Annotated in this window: 25 protein-coding genes and 1 pseudogene; 16 read left to right on the plus strand and 10 right to left on the minus strand. The window is 67.3% G+C overall.

What is annotated here, in order from left to right; translation table 11 throughout:
* Positions 1 to 136 precede the first annotated feature (136 nt).
* The 3 genes from AC3A6B_RS19725 to AC3A6B_RS19735 are packed head-to-tail and all read right to left on the minus strand — an operon-like array spanning position 137 to position 3557.
* Positions 137 to 922, minus strand: coding sequence for an SDR family NAD(P)-dependent oxidoreductase (locus AC3A6B_RS19725; RefSeq protein WP_487838363.1), 786 nt, complete (start codon positions 920 to 922; stop codon positions 137 to 139).
* Entirely contained in the window at positions 919 to 2784 is a 1866-nt protein-coding gene (locus AC3A6B_RS19730) for a feruloyl-CoA synthase (RefSeq protein WP_487838364.1), read from the minus strand. The genes AC3A6B_RS19725 and AC3A6B_RS19730 overlap by 4 nt, the downstream gene beginning before the upstream one ends.
* Positions 2781 to 3557, minus strand: coding sequence for a crotonase/enoyl-CoA hydratase family protein (locus tag AC3A6B_RS19735; protein ID WP_487838365.1), 777 nt, complete (start codon positions 3555 to 3557; stop codon positions 2781 to 2783). The genes AC3A6B_RS19730 and AC3A6B_RS19735 overlap by 4 nt, the downstream gene beginning before the upstream one ends.
* 103 nt (positions 3558 to 3660) lie before the next feature.
* Between AC3A6B_RS19735 and AC3A6B_RS19740 the strand changes: the two genes are divergently transcribed.
* Positions 3661 to 4527, plus strand: coding sequence for an amidohydrolase family protein (locus tag AC3A6B_RS19740; protein WP_487838366.1), 867 nt, complete (start codon positions 3661 to 3663; stop codon positions 4525 to 4527).
* A 90-nt stretch (positions 4528 to 4617) separates the two neighbouring features.
* Here the strand turns inward: AC3A6B_RS19740 and kefC are convergent, their stop codons facing one another.
* Both kefC and kefF read right to left on the minus strand, forming a co-directional pair.
* Positions 4618 to 6462, minus strand: coding sequence for a glutathione-regulated potassium-efflux system protein KefC (gene kefC, locus AC3A6B_RS19745; protein WP_487838367.1), 1845 nt, complete (start codon positions 6460 to 6462; stop codon positions 4618 to 4620).
* 2 nt (positions 6463 to 6464) lie between these two features.
* Positions 6465 to 7106 carry a glutathione-regulated potassium-efflux system oxidoreductase KefF gene (kefF, locus tag AC3A6B_RS19750; RefSeq protein WP_487838368.1) on the minus strand — a complete coding sequence of 214 codons (642 nt, stop codon included), beginning with the start codon at positions 7104 to 7106 and terminating at the stop codon, positions 6465 to 6467.
* A 70-nt stretch (positions 7107 to 7176) separates the two neighbouring features.
* Here kefF and AC3A6B_RS19755 point away from each other — a divergent pair, with 70 nt between their 5' ends.
* Together AC3A6B_RS19755 and AC3A6B_RS19760 are read left to right on the plus strand one after the other, a co-directional pair.
* On the plus strand, positions 7177 to 7797 hold the full coding sequence (locus AC3A6B_RS19755; RefSeq protein WP_487838369.1) for a ParA family protein: 621 nt from the start codon (positions 7177 to 7179) through the stop codon (positions 7795 to 7797).
* Between the two features lie 52 nt (positions 7798 to 7849).
* Positions 7850 to 8308, plus strand: a complete 459-nt coding sequence (locus tag AC3A6B_RS19760; RefSeq protein ID WP_487838370.1) for a MaoC family dehydratase — start codon at positions 7850 to 7852, stop codon at positions 8306 to 8308.
* A gap of 9 nt (positions 8309 to 8317) precedes the next feature.
* Here AC3A6B_RS19760 and trmL read toward each other — a convergent pair whose 3' ends face one another.
* Positions 8318 to 8779 carry a tRNA (uridine(34)/cytosine(34)/5-carboxymethylaminomethyluridine(34)-2'-O)-methyltransferase TrmL gene (trmL, locus tag AC3A6B_RS19765; RefSeq protein WP_487838371.1) on the minus strand — a complete coding sequence of 154 codons (462 nt, stop codon included), beginning with the start codon at positions 8777 to 8779 and terminating at the stop codon, positions 8318 to 8320.
* Between the two features lie 95 nt (positions 8780 to 8874).
* A pseudogene (locus AC3A6B_RS19770) lies at positions 8875 to 9592 on the minus strand (ComF family protein).
* A gap of 22 nt (positions 9593 to 9614) precedes the next feature.
* Between AC3A6B_RS19770 and AC3A6B_RS19775 the strand changes: the two are divergent.
* From AC3A6B_RS19775 to AC3A6B_RS19810, 8 genes are all read left to right on the plus strand, one after another.
* Positions 9615 to 10529, plus strand: coding sequence for a biotin synthase (locus tag AC3A6B_RS19775; protein ID WP_487838372.1), 915 nt, complete (start codon positions 9615 to 9617; stop codon positions 10527 to 10529).
* A gap of 123 nt (positions 10530 to 10652) precedes the next feature.
* On the plus strand, positions 10653 to 11129 hold the full coding sequence (locus AC3A6B_RS19780; RefSeq protein WP_487838373.1) for a DUF2244 domain-containing protein: 477 nt from the start codon (positions 10653 to 10655) through the stop codon (positions 11127 to 11129).
* Positions 11130 to 11192: 63 nt separating this feature from the next.
* Positions 11193 to 12371 (plus strand): cytochrome c oxidase subunit II, encoded by a 1179-nt coding sequence (gene coxB / locus AC3A6B_RS19785; protein ID WP_487838374.1) that lies wholly within the window; start codon positions 11193 to 11195, stop codon positions 12369 to 12371.
* Between the two features lie 49 nt (positions 12372 to 12420).
* Positions 12421 to 14052 carry a cytochrome c oxidase subunit I gene (gene ctaD, locus AC3A6B_RS19790; RefSeq protein ID WP_487838375.1) on the plus strand — a complete coding sequence of 544 codons (1632 nt, stop codon included), beginning with the start codon at positions 12421 to 12423 and terminating at the stop codon, positions 14050 to 14052.
* Between the two features lie 13 nt (positions 14053 to 14065).
* Positions 14066 to 14176, plus strand: a complete 111-nt coding sequence (locus AC3A6B_RS19795; protein WP_212733682.1) for a cytochrome oxidase small assembly protein — start codon at positions 14066 to 14068, stop codon at positions 14174 to 14176.
* 2 nt (positions 14177 to 14178) lie between these two features.
* A complete protein-coding gene (locus AC3A6B_RS19800) occupies positions 14179 to 14805 on the plus strand; it encodes a cytochrome c oxidase assembly protein (RefSeq protein WP_487838376.1) in 627 nt (208 codons plus the stop codon).
* Positions 14802 to 15011, plus strand: a complete 210-nt coding sequence (locus AC3A6B_RS19805) for a DUF2970 domain-containing protein (protein WP_487838377.1) — start codon at positions 14802 to 14804, stop codon at positions 15009 to 15011. Before AC3A6B_RS19800 ends, AC3A6B_RS19805 begins: the two co-directional genes overlap by 4 nt.
* Positions 15012 to 15066: 55 nt before the next feature.
* Positions 15067 to 15948 (plus strand): cytochrome c oxidase subunit 3, encoded by an 882-nt coding sequence (locus AC3A6B_RS19810; protein WP_487838378.1) that lies wholly within the window; start codon positions 15067 to 15069, stop codon positions 15946 to 15948.
* 71 nt (positions 15949 to 16019) lie between these two features.
* On the opposite strand, the gene AC3A6B_RS19815 is transcribed toward AC3A6B_RS19810, so the two are convergent.
* Positions 16020 to 16250, minus strand: a complete 231-nt coding sequence (locus tag AC3A6B_RS19815) for a twin transmembrane helix small protein (protein WP_093109057.1) — start codon at positions 16248 to 16250, stop codon at positions 16020 to 16022.
* 51 nt (positions 16251 to 16301) lie between these two features.
* Between AC3A6B_RS19815 and AC3A6B_RS19820 the strand changes: the two genes are divergently transcribed.
* From AC3A6B_RS19820 to AC3A6B_RS19840, 5 genes are read left to right on the plus strand one after another with little or no spacing between them, the layout of a single operon-like run.
* Positions 16302 to 17072, plus strand: a complete 771-nt coding sequence (locus AC3A6B_RS19820) for an SURF1 family protein (RefSeq protein ID WP_487838379.1) — start codon at positions 16302 to 16304, stop codon at positions 17070 to 17072.
* Positions 17014 to 17739 (plus strand): SCO family protein, encoded by a 726-nt coding sequence (locus AC3A6B_RS19825; protein ID WP_487838380.1) that lies wholly within the window; start codon positions 17014 to 17016, stop codon positions 17737 to 17739. The genes AC3A6B_RS19820 and AC3A6B_RS19825 overlap by 59 nt, the downstream gene beginning before the upstream one ends.
* Before the next feature lie 23 nt (positions 17740 to 17762).
* Complete coding sequence (locus AC3A6B_RS19830; protein WP_487838531.1) at positions 17763 to 18953, plus strand: COX15/CtaA family protein; 1191 nt, start codon at positions 17763 to 17765, stop codon at positions 18951 to 18953.
* Positions 18950 to 19855, plus strand: a complete 906-nt coding sequence (gene cyoE, locus AC3A6B_RS19835) for a heme o synthase (protein WP_487838381.1) — start codon at positions 18950 to 18952, stop codon at positions 19853 to 19855. Before AC3A6B_RS19830 ends, cyoE begins: the two co-directional genes overlap by 4 nt.
* 8 nt (positions 19856 to 19863) lie before the next feature.
* Positions 19864 to 20466: an SCO family protein gene (locus AC3A6B_RS19840; RefSeq protein WP_487838532.1), complete on the plus strand. Its 603-nt coding sequence runs from the start codon at positions 19864 to 19866 to the stop codon at positions 20464 to 20466.
* A gap of 63 nt (positions 20467 to 20529) precedes the next feature.
* Here the strand turns inward: AC3A6B_RS19840 and rpoH are convergent, their stop codons facing one another.
* Together rpoH and AC3A6B_RS19850 are read right to left on the minus strand one after the other, a co-directional pair.
* Positions 20530 to 21471, minus strand: coding sequence for an RNA polymerase sigma factor RpoH (rpoH, locus tag AC3A6B_RS19845; protein WP_487838382.1), 942 nt, complete (start codon positions 21469 to 21471; stop codon positions 20530 to 20532).
* A gap of 168 nt (positions 21472 to 21639) precedes the next feature.
* Complete coding sequence (locus AC3A6B_RS19850; protein ID WP_487838383.1) at positions 21640 to 22101, minus strand: Mpo1 family 2-hydroxy fatty acid dioxygenase; 462 nt, start codon at positions 22099 to 22101, stop codon at positions 21640 to 21642.
* Between the last annotated feature and the right edge of the window lie 21 nt (positions 22102 to 22122).

Below are 22122 nucleotides of genomic sequence, written 5' to 3' on the forward strand. Positions count from 1 at the left end.
TAGTAGATCTTGACCTGCTCGAGGGTCTGGGCCAGTGCGGCCAGCGGGTGCAGGGCAGCGAGCGCGGCGGCGCCGCCGAGGGTCTTAATGAGATCGCGTCGGGTGGTCATGGCTTGTCTCCTTGTCTTCGTGAAATTCAGCGTGGCGCCATGCGCAGGGCGCCGTCGAGGCGAATGACTTCGCCGTTGAGGTGGCCGTTGGTCACGATGTGGCAGGCCAGCTCGGCGAACTCCGAGGGCTTGCCCAGGCGCGGCGGAAAGGGGATCGAGGCGGCCAGCGATTGCTGGATCGCTTCAGGCAGTTCCTTCAGGAGCGGCGTCGCGAACAGGCCCGGCGCGATGGTGCAGACGCGGATGCCGTGCTGCGCGAGGTCGCGCGCCATCGGCAGCGTCATGCCGACCAGGCCGCTCTTCGAGGCGCTGTATGCCTGCTGGCCGACCTGGCCGTCGAAGGCCGCGACCGAGGCGGTGAAGAGCATCACGCCGCGTTCGCCGCCTTCCATCGGATCGAGCTTGGCGCACTGCGCCGCGTAGAGGCGGCTGATGTTGTAGGCGCCGATCAGGTTGACGTTGACCACGCGCACGAAGTCTTCGAGCGCCGCCGCGTTGCCGTCCTTCCCCACGATGCGCTTGGCGCTGCCGATGCCGGCCACGTTGATGAGGATGCGCGCCGGGCCGTGCGCGGCGGCGGCCTTGTCGAGCGCGGCATTCACGCTGTCGGTGTTGGTGATGTCGCAGGCGCAGGCCACGGCGCAGCTGTCGCCGAATTCATCGCCGAGCTCGGCCGCGACCTTTTCCGCCAGGCTCGTGTTGACGTCCAGCACCGCGACCTTCGCGCCGAGGCGCGCCAACTCGCGCGCGGTCGCTTCGCCGAGGCCCGATGCGCCGCCGGTGACGAGCGCGGCTTGTCCTTGGATGTTCATGCTTTGTCTCCTTGGGGTTTCAACGTGAAGGCCAGGGTGCCGGCATGCAGCGCGTCCACCGTGTGCGCGCGGTGCTTGAGCACGGCGCGCTGATTGATGGAGCCCTTGTCGGTGACCTCGCCCTTGTCGATCGACGGCGGCTCGTGGACCAGCGCGAGGCGCGCGATGCGGTTGGCGCTGCCGGTGGCGGCCTTCGCGAGCTCGTCGACCAGGCGCTGGAAGTGCGCCTGTACCGACGCGCTTTCGAGCACTTGCTGCATCGTGGCCTCGGCCCCGAGGCCGGCAAGCTCGCGCACCTTCTGCGTCGGGAAGACCAGCGCGCCGACTTCCTTCAGGTTGATGCCGGTCAGCACCACGTCACGCACATAAGGCGCGCCGGCCGCGATGATCTTTGCGCGCATCGGGCCGACGCTCACGAAGGTGCCGGTCGCGAGCTTGAAGTCTTCCGCGATCCGGCCGTCGAAGCGCAGGCCGCGGTGGATGTTGCTTTCGTCGATCCACTTCACCGCGTCGCCGGTGCAGAAGAAGCCCTCTTCGTCGAAGGCGGCGCGCGTTTCCTCCGGGGCGCGCCAGTAGCCTGGCGTGACGTTGGGGCCGCGGTAGCGCACCTCGGTCTTGCCGTCGACCTCGATCAGCTTGAGCGTCATGCCGGGCGTCGGCACGCCGACGTCGCCGGCGCGCACGTCCGGGCTGTTGATGAACATCGCGGACGGCCCCGACTCCGTCATGCCCAGGCCGGTCGCCATGACGATGCGTTCGCCGATCTCGGCCTCCTGGATGGCATGCAGGCTGTCCCAGACCGGCTGCGCCAACCCGGCACCTGAATAGAAGAACATGCGCACGCGCGACAGCAGCGTTGTGCGCAGCTGCGCATCGGTCTGCATGGCGTGGGCAATGGCTTCGAAGCCGGTCGGCACGTTGAAGTAGACGGTGGGCGCGATCTCGCGCAGGTTGCGCAGCGTCTCGCCCATCAGCGCGGGCGTGGGCTTGCCGTCGTCGATGTAGAGCGTGCCGCCGTGGTAGAGCGTGATGCCGACGTTGTGGTTGCTGCCGAAGGTGTGGTTCCACGGCAGCCAGTCGACCAGCACCGGCGGCTCCTCGGCCAGCGCGGGCATCGACTGGGCGATCTGCATCTGGTTGGCGCACCACATGCGCTGCGTGTTGATGACCGCCTTGGGCATCTTGGTCGAGCCTGAGGTGAACAGGAACTTGGCGATGGTGTCGGGCCCGGTGGCGGCCATGGCGGCATCGACCGCTGCGGTGGCGGGCGTTGCGAGCAGGCTGCCCAAGTCAGTGACGGCGCGGCCCGGAAGTTCGCCGCGGTGCAGCACCACCTCGACATCGGGCGGCACCACCGCCGCGATGGCGCGGCCGAAGCGCTCGGCGTCGCTGGCGAACACCAGCCCGGGCGTCAGCGTGTCGAAGACGTGGCGCAGCTTCTCGTAGTCCTGGCTGACGGTCGAATAGGCGGGCGAGGCCGGGCAGTAGGGGATGCCGGCATAGATGCAGCCGAGCGCCAGCAGCGCATGCTCGAGGCTGTTCTCGCTCAGGATAATGACCGGGCGTTCGGCGCCGAGCCCGCGTTCGAGCAGCGCCTGCCCGATGCTGCGTGCGCCCGCGAGCGCCTGCGCGTAGTTCAGGTGCCGCCAGTCGCCGGTGCTGCCGTCCGGCAGCTGTTCGCGGCGCGCCATGAAGCTGCGCTCGGGCGCGGCTTCGGCCCAGTGGACCAGCCGGTCGGTGATGCGCACCGCATAGTCCTGCAGGGGCTCGGCGGCCTCCAGGTAGCGTACGCCGGGCGCGCCTTCGCTGAGGCGCACCTGGTGCACGCCGAAGGCAAACGGCCGGTAGCGGACAGCGTTCATTCCTTGCTCACCTTGTTCGCGCGGCCTTCGAGGAAATCGCGCACGCGCTCCTTGGCCTCGGGGGCGCTCTGGGCGATGCCGGCCATCAGCGCTTCGGTGAAGAAGCCGTGGTCGGCCGGCTGCTCGGCGATGCGCGGCAGCGCGTGCGTCAGCGCGTAGTTCGTCAGCGGCGCGTTGGTGGCGACGCGCTTCGCCAGCTCGATCGCTTTGTCCAGGGCGCGGCCTTCTGCGACCAGGTACTGCGCGAAGCCGGCACGCTCGCCGTCTTCGGCGTTGTAGGTGCGGCCGGTCAGCATCATGTCGGTCATGCGGGCGACGCCGATCAGCTTGGGGATGCGCACCGACCCGCCGCCGCCGACGAAGATGCCGCGCGAGCCTTCGGGCAGGGCATAGAAGGTGGTGCTGTCGGCCACGCGGATGTGGCAGGCGCTCGCGAGCTCGAGCCCGCCGCCGACCACCGCGCCGTGCAGCGCCGCGATCACCGGCACCGGGCCGTATTGCACCAGGTCGAGCGCCGCGTGCCACAGGCGCGAATGGTGGAGGCCCTGGCCGGCGTCGCGCTCCTTGAGTTCGGAGAGGTCGAGGCCGGCGCAGAAGTGCGGGCCTTCGCCATCGATCACCGCGGCGCGCACGCTGGAAGGCAGGTTCTGGAAGGTGTCGCGCAGCGCCAGGATCAGCGCGTCGGAGAGCGCATTGCGCTTGGCTGCGCGCGTCAGGCGGATGATGGCGATGTCGTCGCGGATTTCGAGTTGAAGGTCGGCAGGATGGGTCATGGTTGCGCTCCGGAGCATGATCGATTATGGTTATGGATAATAACTAATTCAAGCCGCACTTCGCCCTTGGACACTGGTACTTACCCGCATTGGAGACAACGCCATGGACTATCAGAACCTGATCGCCATCGACACCCACACGCATGCCGAAGTGAGCTGCTGGAATCCCTTCGACAACTATGGCGAGGAATACGATCGCGCGGCCGATAAATATTTCCGGTCGAGCCGGCGCCCAACCATCCAGGAGAGCATCGACTACTACCGTGAAAGAAAGATCGGGCTGGTGATGTTCATGGTCGACGCGGAGTCGAACCTGGGCCGGCGCCGGATCCCGAACGAGGAGATCGCCGAGGCGGCGCAGAAGAACAGCGACATCATGATCGCCTTCGCCAGCATCGATCCGCACAAGGGAAAGATGGGCGCGCGCGAGGCGCGGCGGCTGGTCGAGGAGCACGGCGTCAAGGGCTTCAAGTTCCATCCGACGGTGCAGGGCTACCACCCCTACGACAAGATGGCCTGGCCGATCTACGAGGTGATCAACGAGTACGGCCTGCCGGCGGTGTTCCACACCGGCCACAGCGGCATCGGCTCGGGCATGCGCTGCGGCGGCGGACTGCGGCTCGAATACAGCAACCCGATGCACCTGGACGACGTCGCGATCGACTTCCCCGACATGCAGATCGTGATGGCGCACCCCAGCTTCCCCTGGCAGGACGAGGCGCTCAGCGTGGCGACGCACAAGCCCAACGTCTGGATCGACCTCTCGGGCTGGAGCCCCAAGTACTTTCCGAAGCAGCTGGTGCAGTACGCCAACACGCTGCTGAAAGACCGCATCCTATTCGGCAGCGACTATCCGCTGATCACGCCGGACCGCTGGATGAAGGATTTCGAGGACGCCGGCTTCAAGCCAGAGGTGATGCCGGGCATCCTCAAGGGCAATGCGGTGCGGCTGCTGAAGCTCGACACTTAACGAGCCCCCACGCTCCGTCACTGCGTGTACTCGCTGCCCCCCCGAGGGGGCCGCAGGCCGCCTTGGGGCGGCCCGGCGCCGGCCTGGGGGCTAGGCGCGCTCGTCTTCTTCGAGCAGGTCCCAGTCGCGGCCGGAACGCTTCTTGCGCTCCTCGCGCTCGCGCGCCAGCTGTTCCTGGAACTGCTGGCGGCCCTCCTTGGAGACCGCGATCAGCTTGGCGCGGTCCTTGTAGTGCGGGTAGATCTCGTACATCAGCTGGATGTTGCGGCGGCGAAAGCGCATCGCCGCCTCGCGCGCCTCGTGCGCCGGCCAGCCCAGTCCTTCGAGGACCGAGCGCGCGCTGCGCAGGGAGGATTCGAACACTTCGCGCTCGACGGTCTCCACGCCGCGGTCGAGCAGCTGGAACAGATGGCCGACGTTGCGTGCCCGCGCCACGATGCGCGCGTTCGGGAAATGCTCGCGCGCGAGGTCGACGATGGTCAGCGACTGCTCGATGTCGTCGACCGCCACCACCAGCACCCGGACGGTGCCGGCACCGGCGGTGCGCAGCAGGTCGAGCCGGGTCGCGTCGCCGTAGAAGACCCGGAAGCCGGCCTCGCGCAGGCTTTCGATGGTGTCTGGGTCGTGGTCGAGCACGGTGAGCTTGAGCCCCTGAGCGCTCAGCATGCGCCCGAGGATCTGGCCGTAGCGGCCGAAGCCGCAGATCAGCACCTTGGCATCCTGCTGCTCCGATATCTCCTCCATCGAGACGGTGCCGCATGCGCTGTAGCGCGGCAGCACCCACTTGTCGAGCGCCACCAGCAGCAGCGGGGAGACCAGCATCGAGAGCGCGACCGCGCCGATCAGGAAGGAGGCGACGCCCGGCGGCAGCACGTTGGGCCCGGCCGCCTGGAACACGACGAAGGCGAACTCGCCGCCCTGCGCCAGCAGCAGCGTGAACACCGGCCGTTCCTGGTAGGGCAGGCCCATCAGCTTGGCCAGCGAATAGATCACGACGAACTTGAACAGCATGAAGCCGACGACCACCAGCGCCATCAGCCCCGGCTGGGCGATCAGCACGCCGAAATCGATGCTCATGCCGACCGCGATGAAGAACAGGCCGAGCAGGAGGCCCTTGAAAGGCTCGATGTCGGTCTCGAGCTCGCGCCGGTATTCGCTTTCCGCCAGCAGCACGCCGGCAAGGAAGGCGCCCAGGGCCATCGACAGGCCGACGAACTGCATCAGCGCCGCGATCGCCACCACCAGCAGCAGCGAGGCGGCGGTGAAGATCTCGGGCGTGTTGCTGCGCGCGATCCAGCGCAGGATCGGCCGCACCGCGAGCCGGCCGCCGAGCACGATGCCGCCGACGACCGCGACGATCTTCAGGCCCTCGAGCGCGCGGTCGGCGCCGGTGATGGCCGGGCCGGTGTCGGAGCCGACCGCCAGCAGGGGGAGCAGCGCCAGGATCGGGATCGCGGCAACGTCCTGGAACAGCAGGATCGAGAAGCCGGCCTGGCCGCTCGCGGTCGGCAGCAGGTTGCGCTCGCCCAGCACCTGGAGCGCGATCGCGGTCGAGGACAGGGCGAGCCCCAGCGCCGCGACCAGCGCCACGCGCCAGCTCGCGCCGGCCGCCCAGCCGACCAGGAACAGCACGACGGCGCAGGCCAGCACCTGGGCCGAACCCCAGCCGAAGATCGGCCGGCGCAGGCTCCACAAGCGCTTGGGCTCCAGTTCCAGGCCGACCAGGAACAGCATCAGCACCACCCCGAACTCGGCGAAGTGCAGGATGTCCACCACGTTGCTGACCAGGCCCAGCCCCCAGGGGCCGATGATGATGCCGGCCGCCAGGTAGCCGATGATCGAGCCGAGGCCGAGCGCCTTCGACAGCGGGACCACGAGCACGGCGGCGCCCAGATAGATCAGGGAATTGACGAGCCAGCCTGGTGCATGTTCCATGCTCAGGCCTCTTGCTGTTCGTGCGGCCTGTCGGTGGCGGGCACCACGCAGCTCGGGCATCCCTCCATGTCCTCCAGCTCGGGCCAGTTCGGATAGGACGAGAGCCGGTCCTTGAAGACTTCGACGTGCGCCAGCAGCTCTTCCTGCGTCGCCCTGCGCGCGCCGTGGAACAGCAGCGGCGGCAGGAAGCGCATGCCGCACAGCGCGGCGGTCTGCTCGTAGGGCGGCAGGAAGGCGTCGAAGAAGTAGCGGTTGTAGCTCTGCGGGTGGTAGCTGCGCTCCGGCCCGCCGGTGGTCGCGACCAGCCAGCAGTCCTTGCCTTCCAGCGCCGAGCCGCCGCCGCCGTAGGCCCAGCCGTAGCTCAGCACCTCGTCGAGCCAGAGCTTCTGCAGCGGCGGCATCGAGTACCACTGGATCGGGTGCAGCAGCACCAGCAAGTCGGCGCGGGCCAGGCGGGCCTGCTCGGCCTCGATGTCGATTGCGTAGTCGGGATAGCTGGCATAGAGGTCGTTGGCGTCGACGCCGGGCACCTCGCGGGCCGCCTTGAGCAGGGCGAGGTTGGCGCGCGAATCGCGCCAGTGCGGATGGGCGGCAAGCAGGTAGATGCTGCGTGGGGGGCTTCCCGGGCCTATTGTTGTCGTCATAGGCGCCGAACATAGCGCACTCCGCGCGCCGCTACCATGGCGCCTGTCTTTCGCACCCGAGGAGCCTGTCATGCCGGTGGTCCTGGTCGCCAATCCCAAGGGCGGGGTCGGCAAATCCACGCTTGCAACCAATATTGCGGGCTACTTCGCGAGCCGCGGCCATGCAGTGATGCTGGGCGACATCGACCGCCAGCAGTCGTCCAGGCTCTGGCTCGGCCTGCGCACGCCGCGGGCGCGCGAGATCAGGACCTGGGAGGCCTCGGACGACGGCAACGTGGTGCGCCCCCCGCGCGGCACCACGCATGCCGTGATCGACACGCCCGCCGGCCTGCACGGTTCGCGCTTCAAGGACGTGGTCGCCGTGGCCGACAAGGTGCTGGTGCCGCTGCAGCCCAGCATCTTCGATATCTACGCGACGCGCGACTTCCTCGACAAGCTGCTGGCCCACCGCCATGCCGGCAAGACGCAAATCGGCGTCATCGGCATGCGCGTCGATGCGCGCACGCTGGCGGCCGACCGGCTGCGCGAATTCGTCGATGGACTCGGCGTGCCGGTGCTGGGCGAGCTGCGCGACACGCAGAACTATGTGCAACTTGCCGCGCGCGGGCTCACGCTGTTCGACATCGCGCCGGGGCGCGTGCAGCGCGATCTCGAGCAGTGGGAGCCGATCCGCGAGTGGCTGGACGCCTAGCCTGTCACTCCAGCTACAGCGGCCGCGCCATCGGCCGGATAAAGTGAAACGCATGAAAAAGACTTTCCAGACCCTTCAGGATCTCGCGGCCTGCGTCGGCCAGGAAGTCGCGGTCAGCGACTGGATCACCGTCACGCAGGAACAGGTCAACCAGTTCGCCGAGGCGACCGGTGACCACCAGTGGATCCACGTGGATGTCGAGCGCGCCAAGGCCGGCCCCTTCGGCGGGCCGATCGCGCACGGTTTCCTGACCCTGTCGATGCTGCCGCGCTTCTACGAGACGGCCTTCGACGTGGTCGAGTCGCGCATGGGCGTGAACTACGGGCTCAACCGGGTGCGCTTCATGACGCCGGTGCCGGTGGGCGGGCGCCTGCGCGGACGCATGAAGCTGCTGAGCGCCGAGCCGATTCCGGGCGAGGGGCTTCAGATGGTCTGGGAGACCACCATCGAGCTCGAAGGTGCGCCCAAGCCGGCCTGCGTCGCCGAGTCGGTGGTGCGCCGCTTCCGCTGAGGGCAGCGCTCAGGCAAAGCCGTTCTGCCGCCAGGCCTCGAACACCGTCACGGCCACCGCGTTCGACAGGTTCAGGCTGCGCTGCCCTTCGCGCATCGGCAGCCGCAGGCGCTGCGGCGGGGCGAAGCTTTCGCGCAGTTCCGGCGCGAGGCCGCGCGTCTCCGATCCGAAAACGAGCCAGTCGCCGGGGCGGAAGGCGACGTCGTGGACCGTGCGCGTGCCCCGCGTCGTGAGGGCGAACAGGCGATCGGGCGCCGGCTGCTCGGCTTCGAGCAGCATCTGCCAGCTCGCATGGCGTCGTACTTCGGCGTACTCGTGGTAGTCGAGCCCCGCGCGCCGCAGCAGCCGGTCGTCCATCAAGAAGCCGAGCGGCTCGACCAGGTGCAGCGTGCAGCCGGTGTTGGCGGCAAGCCGGATCACGTTGCCGGTGTTGGGCGGGATTTCGGGCTCGACCAGGACGATGTGGAACATGGGACGATTGTCGTCAGGTCGACGCCGGGCCGCCCCAAGGCGACCTGCGGCCCCCTCGGGGGGCAGCGAGGACACGCAGTGCCGAGCGTGGGGGGCTACCCCGCGGGAGGATCCGTCCTTGCCAGTACGACGGCGGTGATGTGCGCAGCCCCGCCGGTGCGCAGCACCTGCGCCGCCGCGAACAGCGAGGCGCCGCTTGTCATCACGTCGTCCACCAGCACGATGCGCCGCCCTTGCACGGCCGCCGCGCGCAGTGGTTCGAGCGCGAAGGCGCCGCGCAGGTTGCGCAGCCGCTCCGCGCGCGTGAGGCCGCTTTGCGCGGTCGTCTCGCGGGTGCGCAGCAGCAGCGTCGCGTCGACCTTGCGCGGCGCCAGCCGGCGTGCCAGCTCGTGCGCTTGGTTGAAGCCGCGCTCGCGCAGCCGTGCCGGCGCCAGCGGAATCGGGAGCACCAGGTCGGCCTGCTCGAGGGCCGGCTCGACCCAGGGCGCACTGCGCAGTAGCGTCGAGAACGGCCGCCCAGCCCGCGTCGTCACGGAACTTGAACTGGGCGATGCATTCCGGCCACGGCCAGACGTAGGCGCAAGCCGCCAGGCAGGCGTCGAGCGGCGGCGGGTGCAGGATGCAGTCGCCGCACTGCGCAACCCCGGCCGGCATCGGCAGCGCACACGCGGTGCAGCGCGAAACGGGCGGAGCGAAGCGCGTCACGCAGCCGTCGCACACCGGCCGCGAGGGCCAGGCGCGGCACACGGCGCACTGGCTCGGCAGGCGGTCGAGCAATGAGGAGAAAGGGCGTTCGGTCCACGGCTTGAACATGGCTCAATATACTGAGCGCCCCATGGAAACCGCCCCCGCACAGCGCCCGCCGACCATCGACGCCAGGGCGGCTGCACGCTGGAGCCGGCTCGCGCCGGCCTCGGGCTCGCCGTGGCTGCACGAAGAAATCGGCCGCCGCATGGAAGACCGGCTGCAATGGATCAAGGCCCGGCCGCGCAACTGGGCCGACTGGGCGCCGCTGCACGGCGGCCTCGAGGTGCACTCGCAGGTTGCGCGCCGCTATCGCGATGCCAAGTCCTTCGTGATCGAGCCGGAAGCGGCGCTGGTGCCGGCCACCGGCCAGGCGCTGGCGGCGCCCTGGTGGAGCGCGCGGCGCTGGCAGGGCGGGCAGCCGAGCTTCGATCCGCCGCCTGAAGAGGGCGTCGATCTGCTGTGGGCCAACATGGCGCTGCACATGGCGGCCGATCCGCAAGCCTTGATCGCCCGCTGGCACCGCCTGGTGGCGACCGACGGCTTCCTGATGTTCTCCTGCCTCGGGCCCGACACCCTGCGCGAGCTCCACGTGCTGCACCAGCGTTTCGGCTGGCCCCCGCCCAGCCACGAGTTCACCGACATGCACGACTGGGGCGACATGCTCGTGGGCGCCGGCTTCGCCGAGCCGGTGATGGACATGGAGCGCATCATGCTGACCTGGCCCACCGCCGAGGCGGCGCTCGCCGAGCTGCGCACGCTCGGGCGCAATCTTCATCCGGCGCGTTTCCCCGGGCTGCGCGGCAAGGCCTGGCACCGGACGCTGCGCCGGGCGCTGCCGGATTTCGCGCTCTCCGCGGAAGGGGCCGGGCGGATCGCGCTGACCTTCGAAATCATCTACGGCCATGCCTTCAAACCCGCGCCGCGAGTGGCGCTGGCGGCCGAAAGCGCGGTCTCGCTGCGCGAGATGCGCTCCATGCTCCAGCGCGGCCGTCCGGGCGGCTGAGCCGCGCTTGCTCGACCCGCTACAATCCGGCGCTGCGTGAACTCCCGGGTATTGTCCCGTGATCGAGGCCTGTCGGACATGGGTTTGACATCGTTTCGACGCACCGATTTGCTGAACTCGCCCGTGTCGAATTCCGTGTTTCGTTTTGCCACTGTCTCAGGCCAGAGCATCCACTGGTTCCTGAAGCGCAACTGCTCGGTCACGCCGAGCCAGCTCGGCTGGCTCTATGCGTCGCTGTGCGTGGTGTCGCTCGGCATCGGAACCGTCTTCTGGCTGCATGGCGCGCCGCTCGTGCTGCCCTTCGCGTGGCTCGAACTGGCCGCCGTGGGCTTCGCGTTCCTGCTGTATGCGCGGCATGCGACAGACGGCGAAAAGATCGCGCTGCAGGGCGGCCGGCTGGTGGTCGAGCTCGAGAACGGCGGGCACTACGAGCGCGCGGAATTCTTGCCGCACCAGGTGCGGGTCGAGCCGGAGGCCAGCGATCGCTCGCTGATCGAGGTTTCGGGTCAGGGTCGTTCGGTCAGGGTGGGGCGCTACGTGCGCCCGGAGTTGCGTGCGGCGCTGGCGCGCGAGATTCGCATGGCATTGCGTGGCGCCTGAGGCTCGGCGCAGTGCGGCACCGTGGGGACCGGTGGGTTAACTGGAAATGAAGAAGTGAACACGATGAAGAGCATTTGGCGCAACAAGCACTGGCCGGCGAATCTGCTGCTGGCGACCGGCGCGGCATTCAGCGGCGCGGCGCACGCGGTCAACGACCTGGCCGGCGGCCCGTCGGTGCGTCAGTTGAATCTGCCGACCGGTGTCACGAAGATCGCCGCTGAGCAGCATTTCCTGCACAACGCGATGATGGTCCTGTGCACCGTGATCTTCATCGCCGTGTTCGCGGTCATGTTCTATTCGATCTGGAAGCACCGCAAGTCGGTCGGCCACAAGGCCGCCAACTTCCACGAATCGGTGGTGGTCGAAGTCATCTGGACCGTCGTGCCCTTCGTCATCGTGATCCTGATGGCGCTGCCGGCCACCAAGGTGCTGGTGGCCCAGAAGGACACCACCAACGCCGACCTCACCATCAAGACCACCGGCTACCAGTGGAAGTGGGGCTACGACTACCTCAAGGGCGAGGGCGAAGGGCTGGCCTTCATCTCGACGCTCGACAGCTCGCACCGCGCCATGTCCGATGCCGGCGCCAAGGGCGACGTGCCGGACGACTACCTGTTCAAGGTCGACAACCCGATGGTCGTGCCGGTCGACACCAAGGTGCGCATCATCACCACCGCCAACGACGTGATCCATGCCTTCGCCGTGCCGCAGCTCGGCCTCAAGCAGGATGCGATTCCGGGCTTCGTTCGCGACACCTGGTTCCGCGCCGAGAAGGTGGGCGACTACTACGGCCAGTGCCAGGAACTCTGCGGCAAGGAACACGCCTACATGCCGATCCACGTCAAGGTGGTCTCGGCCGACGACTACACCGCCTGGGTGGATGCCAAGCGCAAGGAAGCGGCCGCCAAGCAGGACGATCCGAACAAGGTCTGGACCCTGCCGGAAATCTTGGCCCGCGGCGAGAAGGTCTATGCGGCCAACTGCGCGGCCTGCCACCAGGCCAACGGCAAGGGCGCCGGCCCGATCAAGCCGCTCGACGGCTCGGCCCTCGTGGTGGATGCCGACCACAACAAGCAGATCCACATCGTGCTCAACGGCGCGAACAACGGCGCCATGCCCGCCTGGAAGCAACTGAGCGATACCGACATCGCGGCCGTGGTGAGCTTCACCAAGAACAGCTGGTCGAACAAGACGGGTCAACTGGTGCAGCCGGCCGAAGTGCTCGCGCAGCGCGGCAAGTAAGCCCCTGCCACCACGACGCCACGACGAAGAGTTTGCAAGGAATATCAAGATGAGCGCAGTCCTCGACCCTCACGGCCACGCCCACGGCGACCATGCCCACGACGAACACCACGGCGCGCCGGCCGGCTGGCGCCGCTGGGTCTTCGCGACCAACCACAAGGACATCGGCACGCTGTACCTGCTGTTCTCCTTCACCATGCTGATGGTGGGCGGCGTGCTCGCGCTCCTGATCCGCGCCGAGCTGTTCCAGCCCGGCCTGCAGGTGGTCAACCCCGAGCTGTTCAACCAGTTCACCACGATGCACGGGCTGATCATGGTGTTCGGCGCGATCATGCCGGCCTTCGTCGGCTTCGCGAACTGGATGATTCCGCTGCAGATCGGCGCCTCCGACATGGCCTTCGCGCGGATGAACAACTTCAGCTTCTGGCTGCTGATCCCTGCGGCCATCATGCTGGTGGGTTCCTTCTTCATGCCCGGCGGTGCACCGGCCGCGGGCTGGACGCTCTACGCGCCGCTCACGCTGCAGATGGGCGCCTCGATGGACGCCGGCATCTTCGCGATGCACATCATGGGCGCCAGCTCGATCATGGGCTCGATCAACATCATCGTGACCATCCTCAACATGCGCGCCCCCGGCATGACGCTGATGAAGATGCCGATGTTCTGCTGGACCTGGCTCATCACCGCCTACCTGCTGATCGCCGTGATGCCCGTGCTCGCCGGCGCCATCACCATGACGCTGACCGACCGCCACTTCGGCACCAGCTTCTTCAACCCCGCCGGCGGCGGCGACCCGGTGATGTACCAGCACATCTTCTGGTTCTTCGGCCACCCCGAGGTCTACATCATGATCTTGCCGGCCTTCGGCATCGTCAGCCAGATCGTGCCGGCCTTCTCGCGCAAGCGCCTGTTCGGCTACGCCTCGATGGTGTACGCCACCTCGTCGATCGCGATCCTGTCGTTCATCGTGTGGGCGCACCACATGTTCACGACCGGCATGCCGCTGACCGGCCAGCTGTTCTTCATGTACGCGACCATGCTGATCGCGGTGCCGACGGCCGTGAAGATCTTCAACTGGATCGCGACCATGTGGCAGGGCTCGATGACCTTCGAGACGCCGATGCTGTTCGCCGTGGGCTTCATCTTCGTATTCACCATGGGCGGCTTCACCGGCCTGATCCTCGCGGTCGCGCCGATCGACACCCAGCTGCAGGACACCTACTACGTGGTGGCGCACTTCCACTACGTGCTGGTCGCCGGTTCGCTCTACGCCATGTTCGCTGGCTACTATTACTGGGCACCCAAGTGGACCGGCGTGATGTACAACGAGGCGCGCGGCAAGATCCACTTCTGGTGGTCGCTGATCTCCTTCAACGTCACCTTCTTCCCGATGCACTTCCTGGGCTTGGCGGGCATGCCGCGCCGCTACGCCGATTACCCGATGCAGTTTGCCGACTTCAACGCGGTGGCCTCCGTGGGCGCCTTTGCCTTCGGCCTGGCGCAGGTCTATTTCTTCTTCTTCATCGTGCTGCCGACCATGCTCGGCAAGGGCGAGAAGGCGTCGCAGAAGCCCTGGGAGGCCGCCGAAGGCCTCGAGTGGGAAGTGCCCTCGCCGGCACCGTTCCACACCTTCGAGAACCCCCCGAAGCTGGATCCCACCGCCACCAAGGTGATCGGCTGAGAGGCATTGCGTCATGACGCCTGAGCAAAAGAGGAACAACCGACGCATGGGGCTCACGCTGGCCTCCATCGCGGTGCTGTTCTTCATCGGTTTCATCGTCCGCATGGTCTGGATCGGGCACTGAAGATGGGCATCGGCCAGCGCATCCGCCGCGAGAACGTCCGCATGGTCGGCAAGCTGGCCGTCGTCGCGGCCGGCATGTTCGCGTTCGGCTATGCGCTGGTGCCGATGTACCGCGCCATCTGCGAGATGACAGGCGTCAATATCCTGTCGCTGTCCGAGCTCGCGGTGCCCGGCGGCGCGAGCGGCGGCAAGAACGTGCGGCTGCCCGACAACACGCAGGTCGACACCAGCCGCACCATCACGGTCGAGTTCGACGCCAACGTGCGCGGCCTCTGGGATTTCAAGCCGGCGCAGCGCTCGATGCAGGTGCATCCTGGAGAGCTCCATACGGTGATGTACGAGTTCCAGAACGTGCAGAACCGCCGCATGGCCGCGCAAGCCATCCCGAGCTACGCGCCGCAGCAGGCGGCGCCGTACTTCAACAAGCTCGAGTGCTTCTGCTTCAACCAGTACACGCTCGATGCGGGCGAGAAGAAGCAGTGGCCGGTCGCCTTCGTGATCGATCCGAAGATCTCCAAGGACGTCAAGACGATCACGCTGTCATACACCTTCTTCGAGGTCGGCGGCAAGACGCCGGCAGCGCCCGTGGCGGCCAATGCGGCGGCACCGGCTGCGGAGCCGCGCTCATGACCGCGACCGAACCGACCGGCAAGGGCTCCCTGTGGCGCACCGTCAAGGCGGTGGCCTGGGGCTTCTTCGGCGTGCGCAAGAACAGCGACTACCAGGAAGACATCGCCAAGCTCACGCCGCTGCACATCATTGCCGTCGGTTTCGTCGCGGTGGTGGTGTTCGTCGTCGGGCTGATCCTCCTGGTGAAGTTCGTCGTTGCGCCCTGACGAGAAAAAGCCTGCCCCACAGATTTGAATTGAGAGAAGAAAGCCAGGACCTGATATGAGTTCAAGCACCCACGGCACCACGCCCTACTATTTCGTGCCTTCGCCCTCGCCGTACCCGGTCATGGCGTCGATCGGCCTCCTCTTCGTCATCTTCGGCGCCGCCCAGTGGATCAACGGCCACCAGTGGGGTGCATGGTCCCTGCTGGCGGGCATGCTGCTGTGGCTCGGCACGCTGTTCGTCTGGTTCCGCCAGTCGATCAGCGAAAGCGAAGGCGGGCAGTACGGCCACAAGGTCGACCTCTCGTTCCGCTGGAGCATGAGCTGGTTCATCTTCTCCGAGGTGATGTTCTTCGGCGCCTTCTTCACGGCGCTGTGGTGGGCCCGCACGCATGCGCTGCCCTCGCTCGGCAGCCTCGACAACGCCCTGCTGTGGCCCGACTTCAAGGCCGTGTGGCCCACGGTGGCCGCCGGTGTCACGGGTTCGCCGGCCGACATCGTCGAGCCCTTCCAGACGGTCGGCCCCTTCTGGCTGCCGACCATCAACACGGCGCTGCTGCTAAGCTCTGGCGTCACGCTCACGATCGCCCACCACGCGCTGCGGGCGAACCATCGCGCCCAGGCCGTGCGCTTCATGTGGCTCACCGTGCTGCTCGGCGCCACCTTCCTCTGCGTGCAGGGTTACGAGTACTACCACCTGTACACCGACCTGAATCTCAAGCTCAGCTCGGGCGCCTACGGTTCCACCTTCTTCATGCTGACCGGTTTCCACGGCCTGCACGTGTTCATCGGCATGCTGATGCTGCTGTTCATCACCCTTCGGCTGCGCAGCGGCCACTTCACGCCGGAGCGCCACTTCGGCTTCGAAGGCGCCGCCTGGTACTGGCACTTCGTCGACGTGGTGTGGCTCGGCTTGTACTTCCTGGTCTACTGGCTTTGAGCATCCTCGACGGCACAACAAAAAAGCGCCGAAAGGCGCTTTTTTCATGGTGCTTGTGGAACGAGCACAACCTACTTGCCGAGCGGCAATCCCCCCGGCTGGATGTAGCCGAGCTTCCAGGCCGCCAGCAGGCAGAGGAACAAAACCACCGAGAGGCCGATCCGAACGGTGAGCGCTCGCACCATGCCGCCGCTCTTGGCGCGCCCCTCGCGCCCGTCCCGCAGCATGAAGAACAGCGCGAATCCGAGGCTCGCCAGGATGCCGACGAAGGCGAGGGCGACAAGGTATTTCATGACCCCCATTATCGGCGGCCCGGCCCGTCCCCTGACTTGAACGATGACTTTCGGCCTCCCATGCGCAGCTCGCGCGGAGGACGTTTCTGGCTCGTGACGGCGGCTGCCGTGCTGAGCCTCGCGGTGACCGTTTCGCTGGGCCGCTGGCAGTTGTCCCGCGCCGCGCAGAAGGAGGCGCTGCAGGCGGAAATCGATGCGCAGAAAAGCTTGCCGCCGCTCGATCAGCAGGCCTTCCTGGCGCTCGACAAGGCCACCTCGGCCCTGCATCGGCCAGTGCGGCTGCGCGGGCTCTGGCTGGCGCCGCACACGGTCTATCTGGACAACCGCCAGATGCATGGCGTGCCCGGCTTCTACGTGCTGACGCCCTTTGCCATCGAAGGCAGCGAGCAGACCGTGCTGGTGCAGCGCGGCTGGGTGCAACGCAATTTCAATGACCGGGCGCAACTCGCGCCGGTCGACACGCCGGCCGGCCTGGTCGAAGTGACCGGCAGGATCGAGCCGCCCCCCTCGCATCTGCTCGAGCTGGGCAAGGTCGCATCGGGGACGCAGGCGCAGCCCGGCGCGGGGTCTTCGCCCATCCGGCAGAATCTCGACCTTGAAGCGTTCCGCGCCGAAACCGGTTTGCCCCTGCGGACCGATGTCTCGCTGCAGCAGGCCGGGCCGGCTTCCGAGGGCTTGCAGCGCGACTGGCCGGCTCCCGCGCTGGGTGTCGAAAAGCACTACGGCTATGCGTTCCAGTGGTTCGGGCTCGCGACCCTCGTGGTATTCCTCTATGTCTGGTTTCAATTCATCTCCCCCTACCGCCGCGCGCGCCATCTCCGCCGCAGCTGACGAACCGCTCGGCCTGACCGTGCACTCGATGCCTTCGCCGCGCCAGGCGCTGGACGGCGCGGAAGGGCGCCGGACCGTGATCGGCCGCTGGAAGATGATCCTGGTCATGCTGTGCTGCGCCGCGCCGGTGATCGCTTCGTACTTCACCTACTACGTGATCCGGCCCGAGAGCCGCCGCGTCTACGGCGAGCTCGTCGATCCGCAGCGCAGCCTGCCCGACCTCGTCGCGACCGCGCGCGACGGTACGCCCGTGCGCCTGTCGACGCTCAAGGGCCAGTGGCTGCTGGTCGCCGTGGCCGATGCGGCCTGCGATGGGCTGTGCGAGCAGCAGCTCTATCTGCAGCGCCAGCTGCGGGAGAGCCTGGGCCGCGAAAAGGATCGGCTCGACCGCGTCTGGCTCGTCAGCGATGCCGCGCCCGTCCCCGAGCGCCTGAGCAATGGCCTGCATGGCGCGACGGTGCTGCGCGTGCCGGGGGCGCAACTGGCGAAGTGGCTGGCACCTGCTCCCGGTCACGCGCTGGCGGAGCACTTTTACGTGGTCGATCCGATCGGCAACTGGATGATGCGTTTCCCCGCCCGCATGGATGCGGCCGGGGCCAGCCGGGCCAAGCGCGATCTCGAACGGCTCCTGCGCGCCTCCGCGTCGTGGGACGAGCCCGGCCGCTAAGCCTGTCGACACAGGCCCTGACCATCATGGAAACAGGCTCGCTCTACGACCTCACGCCGATCGCCTGGCTCATGGGCGTCGGGGTGCTGCTCGCCCTGGGCCCGCTGGCCTGGGTCTGGCGGCGCAACACCGGCGCCGGGCCGGCCCGGCGGCTCTACGCCCTGACCGTGCTCACGCTCTTCCTGACCTTCGATCTCACGCTGTTCGGTGCCTTCACGCGGCTCACCGATTCGGGCCTGGGCTGCCCCGACTGGCCCGGTTGCTACGGCAATGCCAGCCCGTTCGGCGCCAGCCACGACATCGCCATGGCTGAGGCTGCGCAGCCGACCGGGCCGGTGACGCACAGCAAGGCGTGGGTGGAAATGGTCCATCGCTACCTGGCCACCGGCGTCGGCGTGCTGATCCTGGCGCTGGCGGTCGCCACCTGGCGCGCGCGCTGGCGCCAGCGGCACGATGCGCAGCACGCGCGCGAGCGGCCGCTGAGCGCCTGGTGGCCGGCCGCCACGCTGGTCTGGGTCTGCCTGCAGGGCGCCTTCGGTGCCTTGACCGTGACCTGGAAGCTTTACCCCGCCATCGTCACGCTCCACCTGCTTGGCGCCGTGGTGCTGCTGGCGCTGCTGTGCATCCAGGCCGTGCGCTACCGGCAGGCCGCGGCGGAAAGGCTGCCGACGGCCGTGCCGCCGATGCTGCGCAGGCTGTTGATCGCCGTGACCGCCTTGCTCGTTCTGCAGATCGCGCTCGGCGGCTGGGTCAGCACCAACTACGCCGTGCTCGCCTGCACCCAGTTCCCGATCTGCCAGAACAGCTGGTGGCCGCCGATGAACTTCACGCAGGGCTTCCAGATCTGGCGTTCGCTGGGCGAATCGGCCAACGGCACACCGATCGACTTCGCGGCGTTGACCGCCATCCATTACGTCCATCGGCTGATGGCCTACCTGGTGTTCGCCGCGATCGGCGTGCTGGTCTGGCAACTGCGCCGCATCGCGCCGCTGCGCGCGCAGGCGAAATGGCTGGCCGGCCTGGCGCTGTTGCAGCTCGCGACCGGCCTCGGCAATGTGCTGCTCGGATGGCCGCTGGTGGCGGCCGTTCTTCATACTGGCGGCGCCGCCGCGCTTGCTGTGGTGCTGACCTGGACGCTGTGTGAAAGCCGGCGCGAGCGCATGCCTGTGCCTGCGGATACTCGCGCTCCGCGCGGCAAGATGGAGGTCGCATGACCACGCCTGCATCGATCCACAGCCCGAGCACCGCCAGCGTGCTGCGCCAGTTCTACGCGCTGACCAAGCCGCGCGTCGTGCAGCTGATCGTGTTCTGCGCGCTGATCGGCATGGTGCTCGCGGTGCCCGGCGTGCCCGGTCTGGCCGACCTGCAGCGCGGCGCGCTGGCCTGCATCGGCATCTGGCTGGTGGCCGGCGCGGCGGCGGCCTTCAATTGCCTGGTCGAGAAGGGCATCGATGCGAAGATGAAGCGCACCGCCTGGCGGCCCACCGCGCGCGGCCAGCTGAGCGACCGGCAGGCCCTGGTGTTCTCTGCCGCGCTGTGCGCTGCCGGCTCGGCCGTGCTGTGGTTCGCGGTGAACCCGCTCACGATGTGGCTGACCTTCGCAACCTTCGTCGGCTATGCCGTGGTCTACACCGTGATCCTCAAGCCGCTGACGCCGCAGAACATCGTGATCGGCGGGGCTTCCGGCGCCATGCCGCCGGTGCTGGGCTGGGCCGCGATGACAGGCGAGGTCGGGCCCGAGGCGCTGATCCTTTTCCTCATCATCTTCCTGTGGACGCCGCCGCACTTCTGGGCGCTGGCGCTGTACCGCGTCGAGGACTATCGCAAGGCGGGCCTGCCGATGCTGCCGGTGACGCACGGCAACGAGTTCACGCGGCTGCAGGTGCTGCTCTACACCTTCATCCTCTTCGCCGCCTGCCTGATGCCTTTCATCTACGGCATGAGCGGCTGGCTGTACCTGGCGGTCGCCGTCGGGGTGAGCATCGGCTTCACCGGCTACGCCTTCGCGCTGTGGCGCAACTATTCCGACGCGCTCGCGCGCAAGACCTTCCGTTTTTCATTGATCCATCTGAGCGTGCTGTTCGCAGCGCTGCTGATCGACCACTACCTGCGATGAACGAACTCATGAACAAGCGGCATGCACTTCGGCTGATGGCCTGGACCGGCCTCGCGGCGGCGAGCTGGAGTCTCGCGGCATGCTCGGAGAAGAAGCCCAGCTTCAATGCCGTGGACATCACGGGCGCGGATTACGCCCGGGGCTTCTCGTTGACCGACGCCGACGGCAAGCTGCGCACGCTGGCCGACTTCAAGGGCAAGGTCGTGGTGCTGTTCTTCGGCTATGCGCAATGTCCCGACGTCTGCCCGACGACCATGAGCGAGATGGCGCAGGTCAAGCAGCAGCTCGGCACCGACGGCGACAAGCTGCAGGTGCTGTTCGTCACCGTCGATCCGGAGCGCGACACGCCGGCGGTCATGAAGGCCTACATGGGCGCCTTCGATCCGGCCTTCGTCGCGCTGATCCCCACGCCCGAGCAGCTGCCGGCATTGGCGAAGGACTTCAAGGCCTACTACAAGAAGGTCGAAGGCAAGACGCCGACCAGCTATTCCATGGACCACTCGGCGGCCAGCTTCGTCTACGACACCGAGGGCCGGCTGCGGCTCTATGCGCGCTACGGCGCAGGGGTGCCGGCGATGGTGTCGGACGTGAAGGCGCTGCTCAAGTCCTGACGCCATCGAAGCAATGAAAAAGCCCGACGAAAAGCCGGGCTTTGATCGGGCTGAAAGGGCGCCTCAGGCGAAGTCCGCCAGCGCCTTCTTCATTTTCTTCATGGCCGCCACCTCGATCTGGCGGATGCGCTCGGCGCTCACGCCGTAGACCGCGGCCAAGTCGTGCAGCGTCATGCCGCCGGAGCCGTCGTCGTTGACCTTGAGCCAGCGCTCTTCCACGATGCGGCGGCTGCGATCGTCCAGTGTCGCCAGGGCAGTCGAAATGCCGTCGGTCGACAGGCGATCTCGCTGCCGCGATTCGAGCTGGGCGGTCGGCTCCTGGGAGGCGTCGGCCAGATAGGCGATCGGGCCGAAACCATCGTCGCCGTCGTCCGAAGGGCTCGGATCGAGCAGCACGTCGCCGCCGGACAGGCGCGTTTCCATCTCCAGCACTTCCTCGGGCTTCACGTTCAGGCGGGTGGCCATTTGCGAGACCTCATCCGCACTCAGCGTGTCGCGGTGCGTATCGCCGTCGCCGGCGGCCGAATCGGCCTTGAAGCTCTGCTTCATCGAGCGCAGGTTGAAGAACAGCTTGCGCTGGGCCTTGGTCGTCGCGACCTTGACCATCCGCCAGTTCTTCAGGATGTACTCGTGGATCTCCGCCTTGATCCAGTGCATCGCGTAGCTGACCAGCCGCACGCCCTGATCGGGGTCGAAGCGCTTCACGGCCTTCATCAGGCCGACGTTGCCTTCCTGGATCAGGTCGCCGTGCGGCAACCCGTAGCCCAGGTACTGGCGCGAGATCGAGACCACGAGGCGCAGGTGGGAGAGGATCAACGCGCCCGCAGCTTCCAGATCGTTGTGGTCGCGCAAACGGCGCGCGAAGCCCTGCTCTTCTTCGAGCGTGAGCAAGGGCAAGCGATTGGCTGCCGAAATGTAAGCGTCCAGGTTGCCCAGCGGAGGCACCATCGACCACGGATTGGCGACGGCAAGCTGGTTGGCAGACGCTCCGGACAGTGTTGTCATTGGGGAAACTCCTTCGTTGGCGGGCATGTTAGCACTCGGTTTGAGGGAGTGCTAAGCCTAGGGTTCCCACCCATTTCCGATGGGGTTGATAGGCACAGCCTATTCCGGCACCGTCCTCGTTTGGATGGGACGATGTCTGATCCTGATGACGGCGAAAGGTTTCCCGGTCTACCAGCGCAGTCCGAGCCGCAAGAAGAGGCGCGACAGCACGAACAAGGGGCCGATCCAGAGGTACTGAATGTCCTCGAAGAAGGACGGCTTCTTGCCTTCGATCTTGTGGCCGATGAACTGGAAGATCCACGCCACGACGAAGATGACGGCCGAAACCGGCAAAACAAGATCCCCCATCGCATGCACCACGGCCAGCAGCAGCACGGTGCCGATCAGCATGGTGGCCAGGAAGGCCGGCGAGCGCAGCGTCGCGTAGTAGACCAGGCTGGCCGCGACGAAGGCGTAGGCCACCCAGGGATGGAGCGCGAAGAGCAGGCCGACGATGCTGAACATGATTGCGGGAATGGCGACCATGTGGATCGCCTCGTTGGTCGGGTTCCGGTGGCTTTCGCCGTAGTGGGCGAGCAGGCGGTCGACCTTGCGGTCGGTGCCGGGCAAGGGCGTGTCGGCGATGTGCATGGCTGTCTCCTGGCGGGCTCT

This window comes from Variovorax sp. Soil_C_33, from assembly GCF_057656935.1.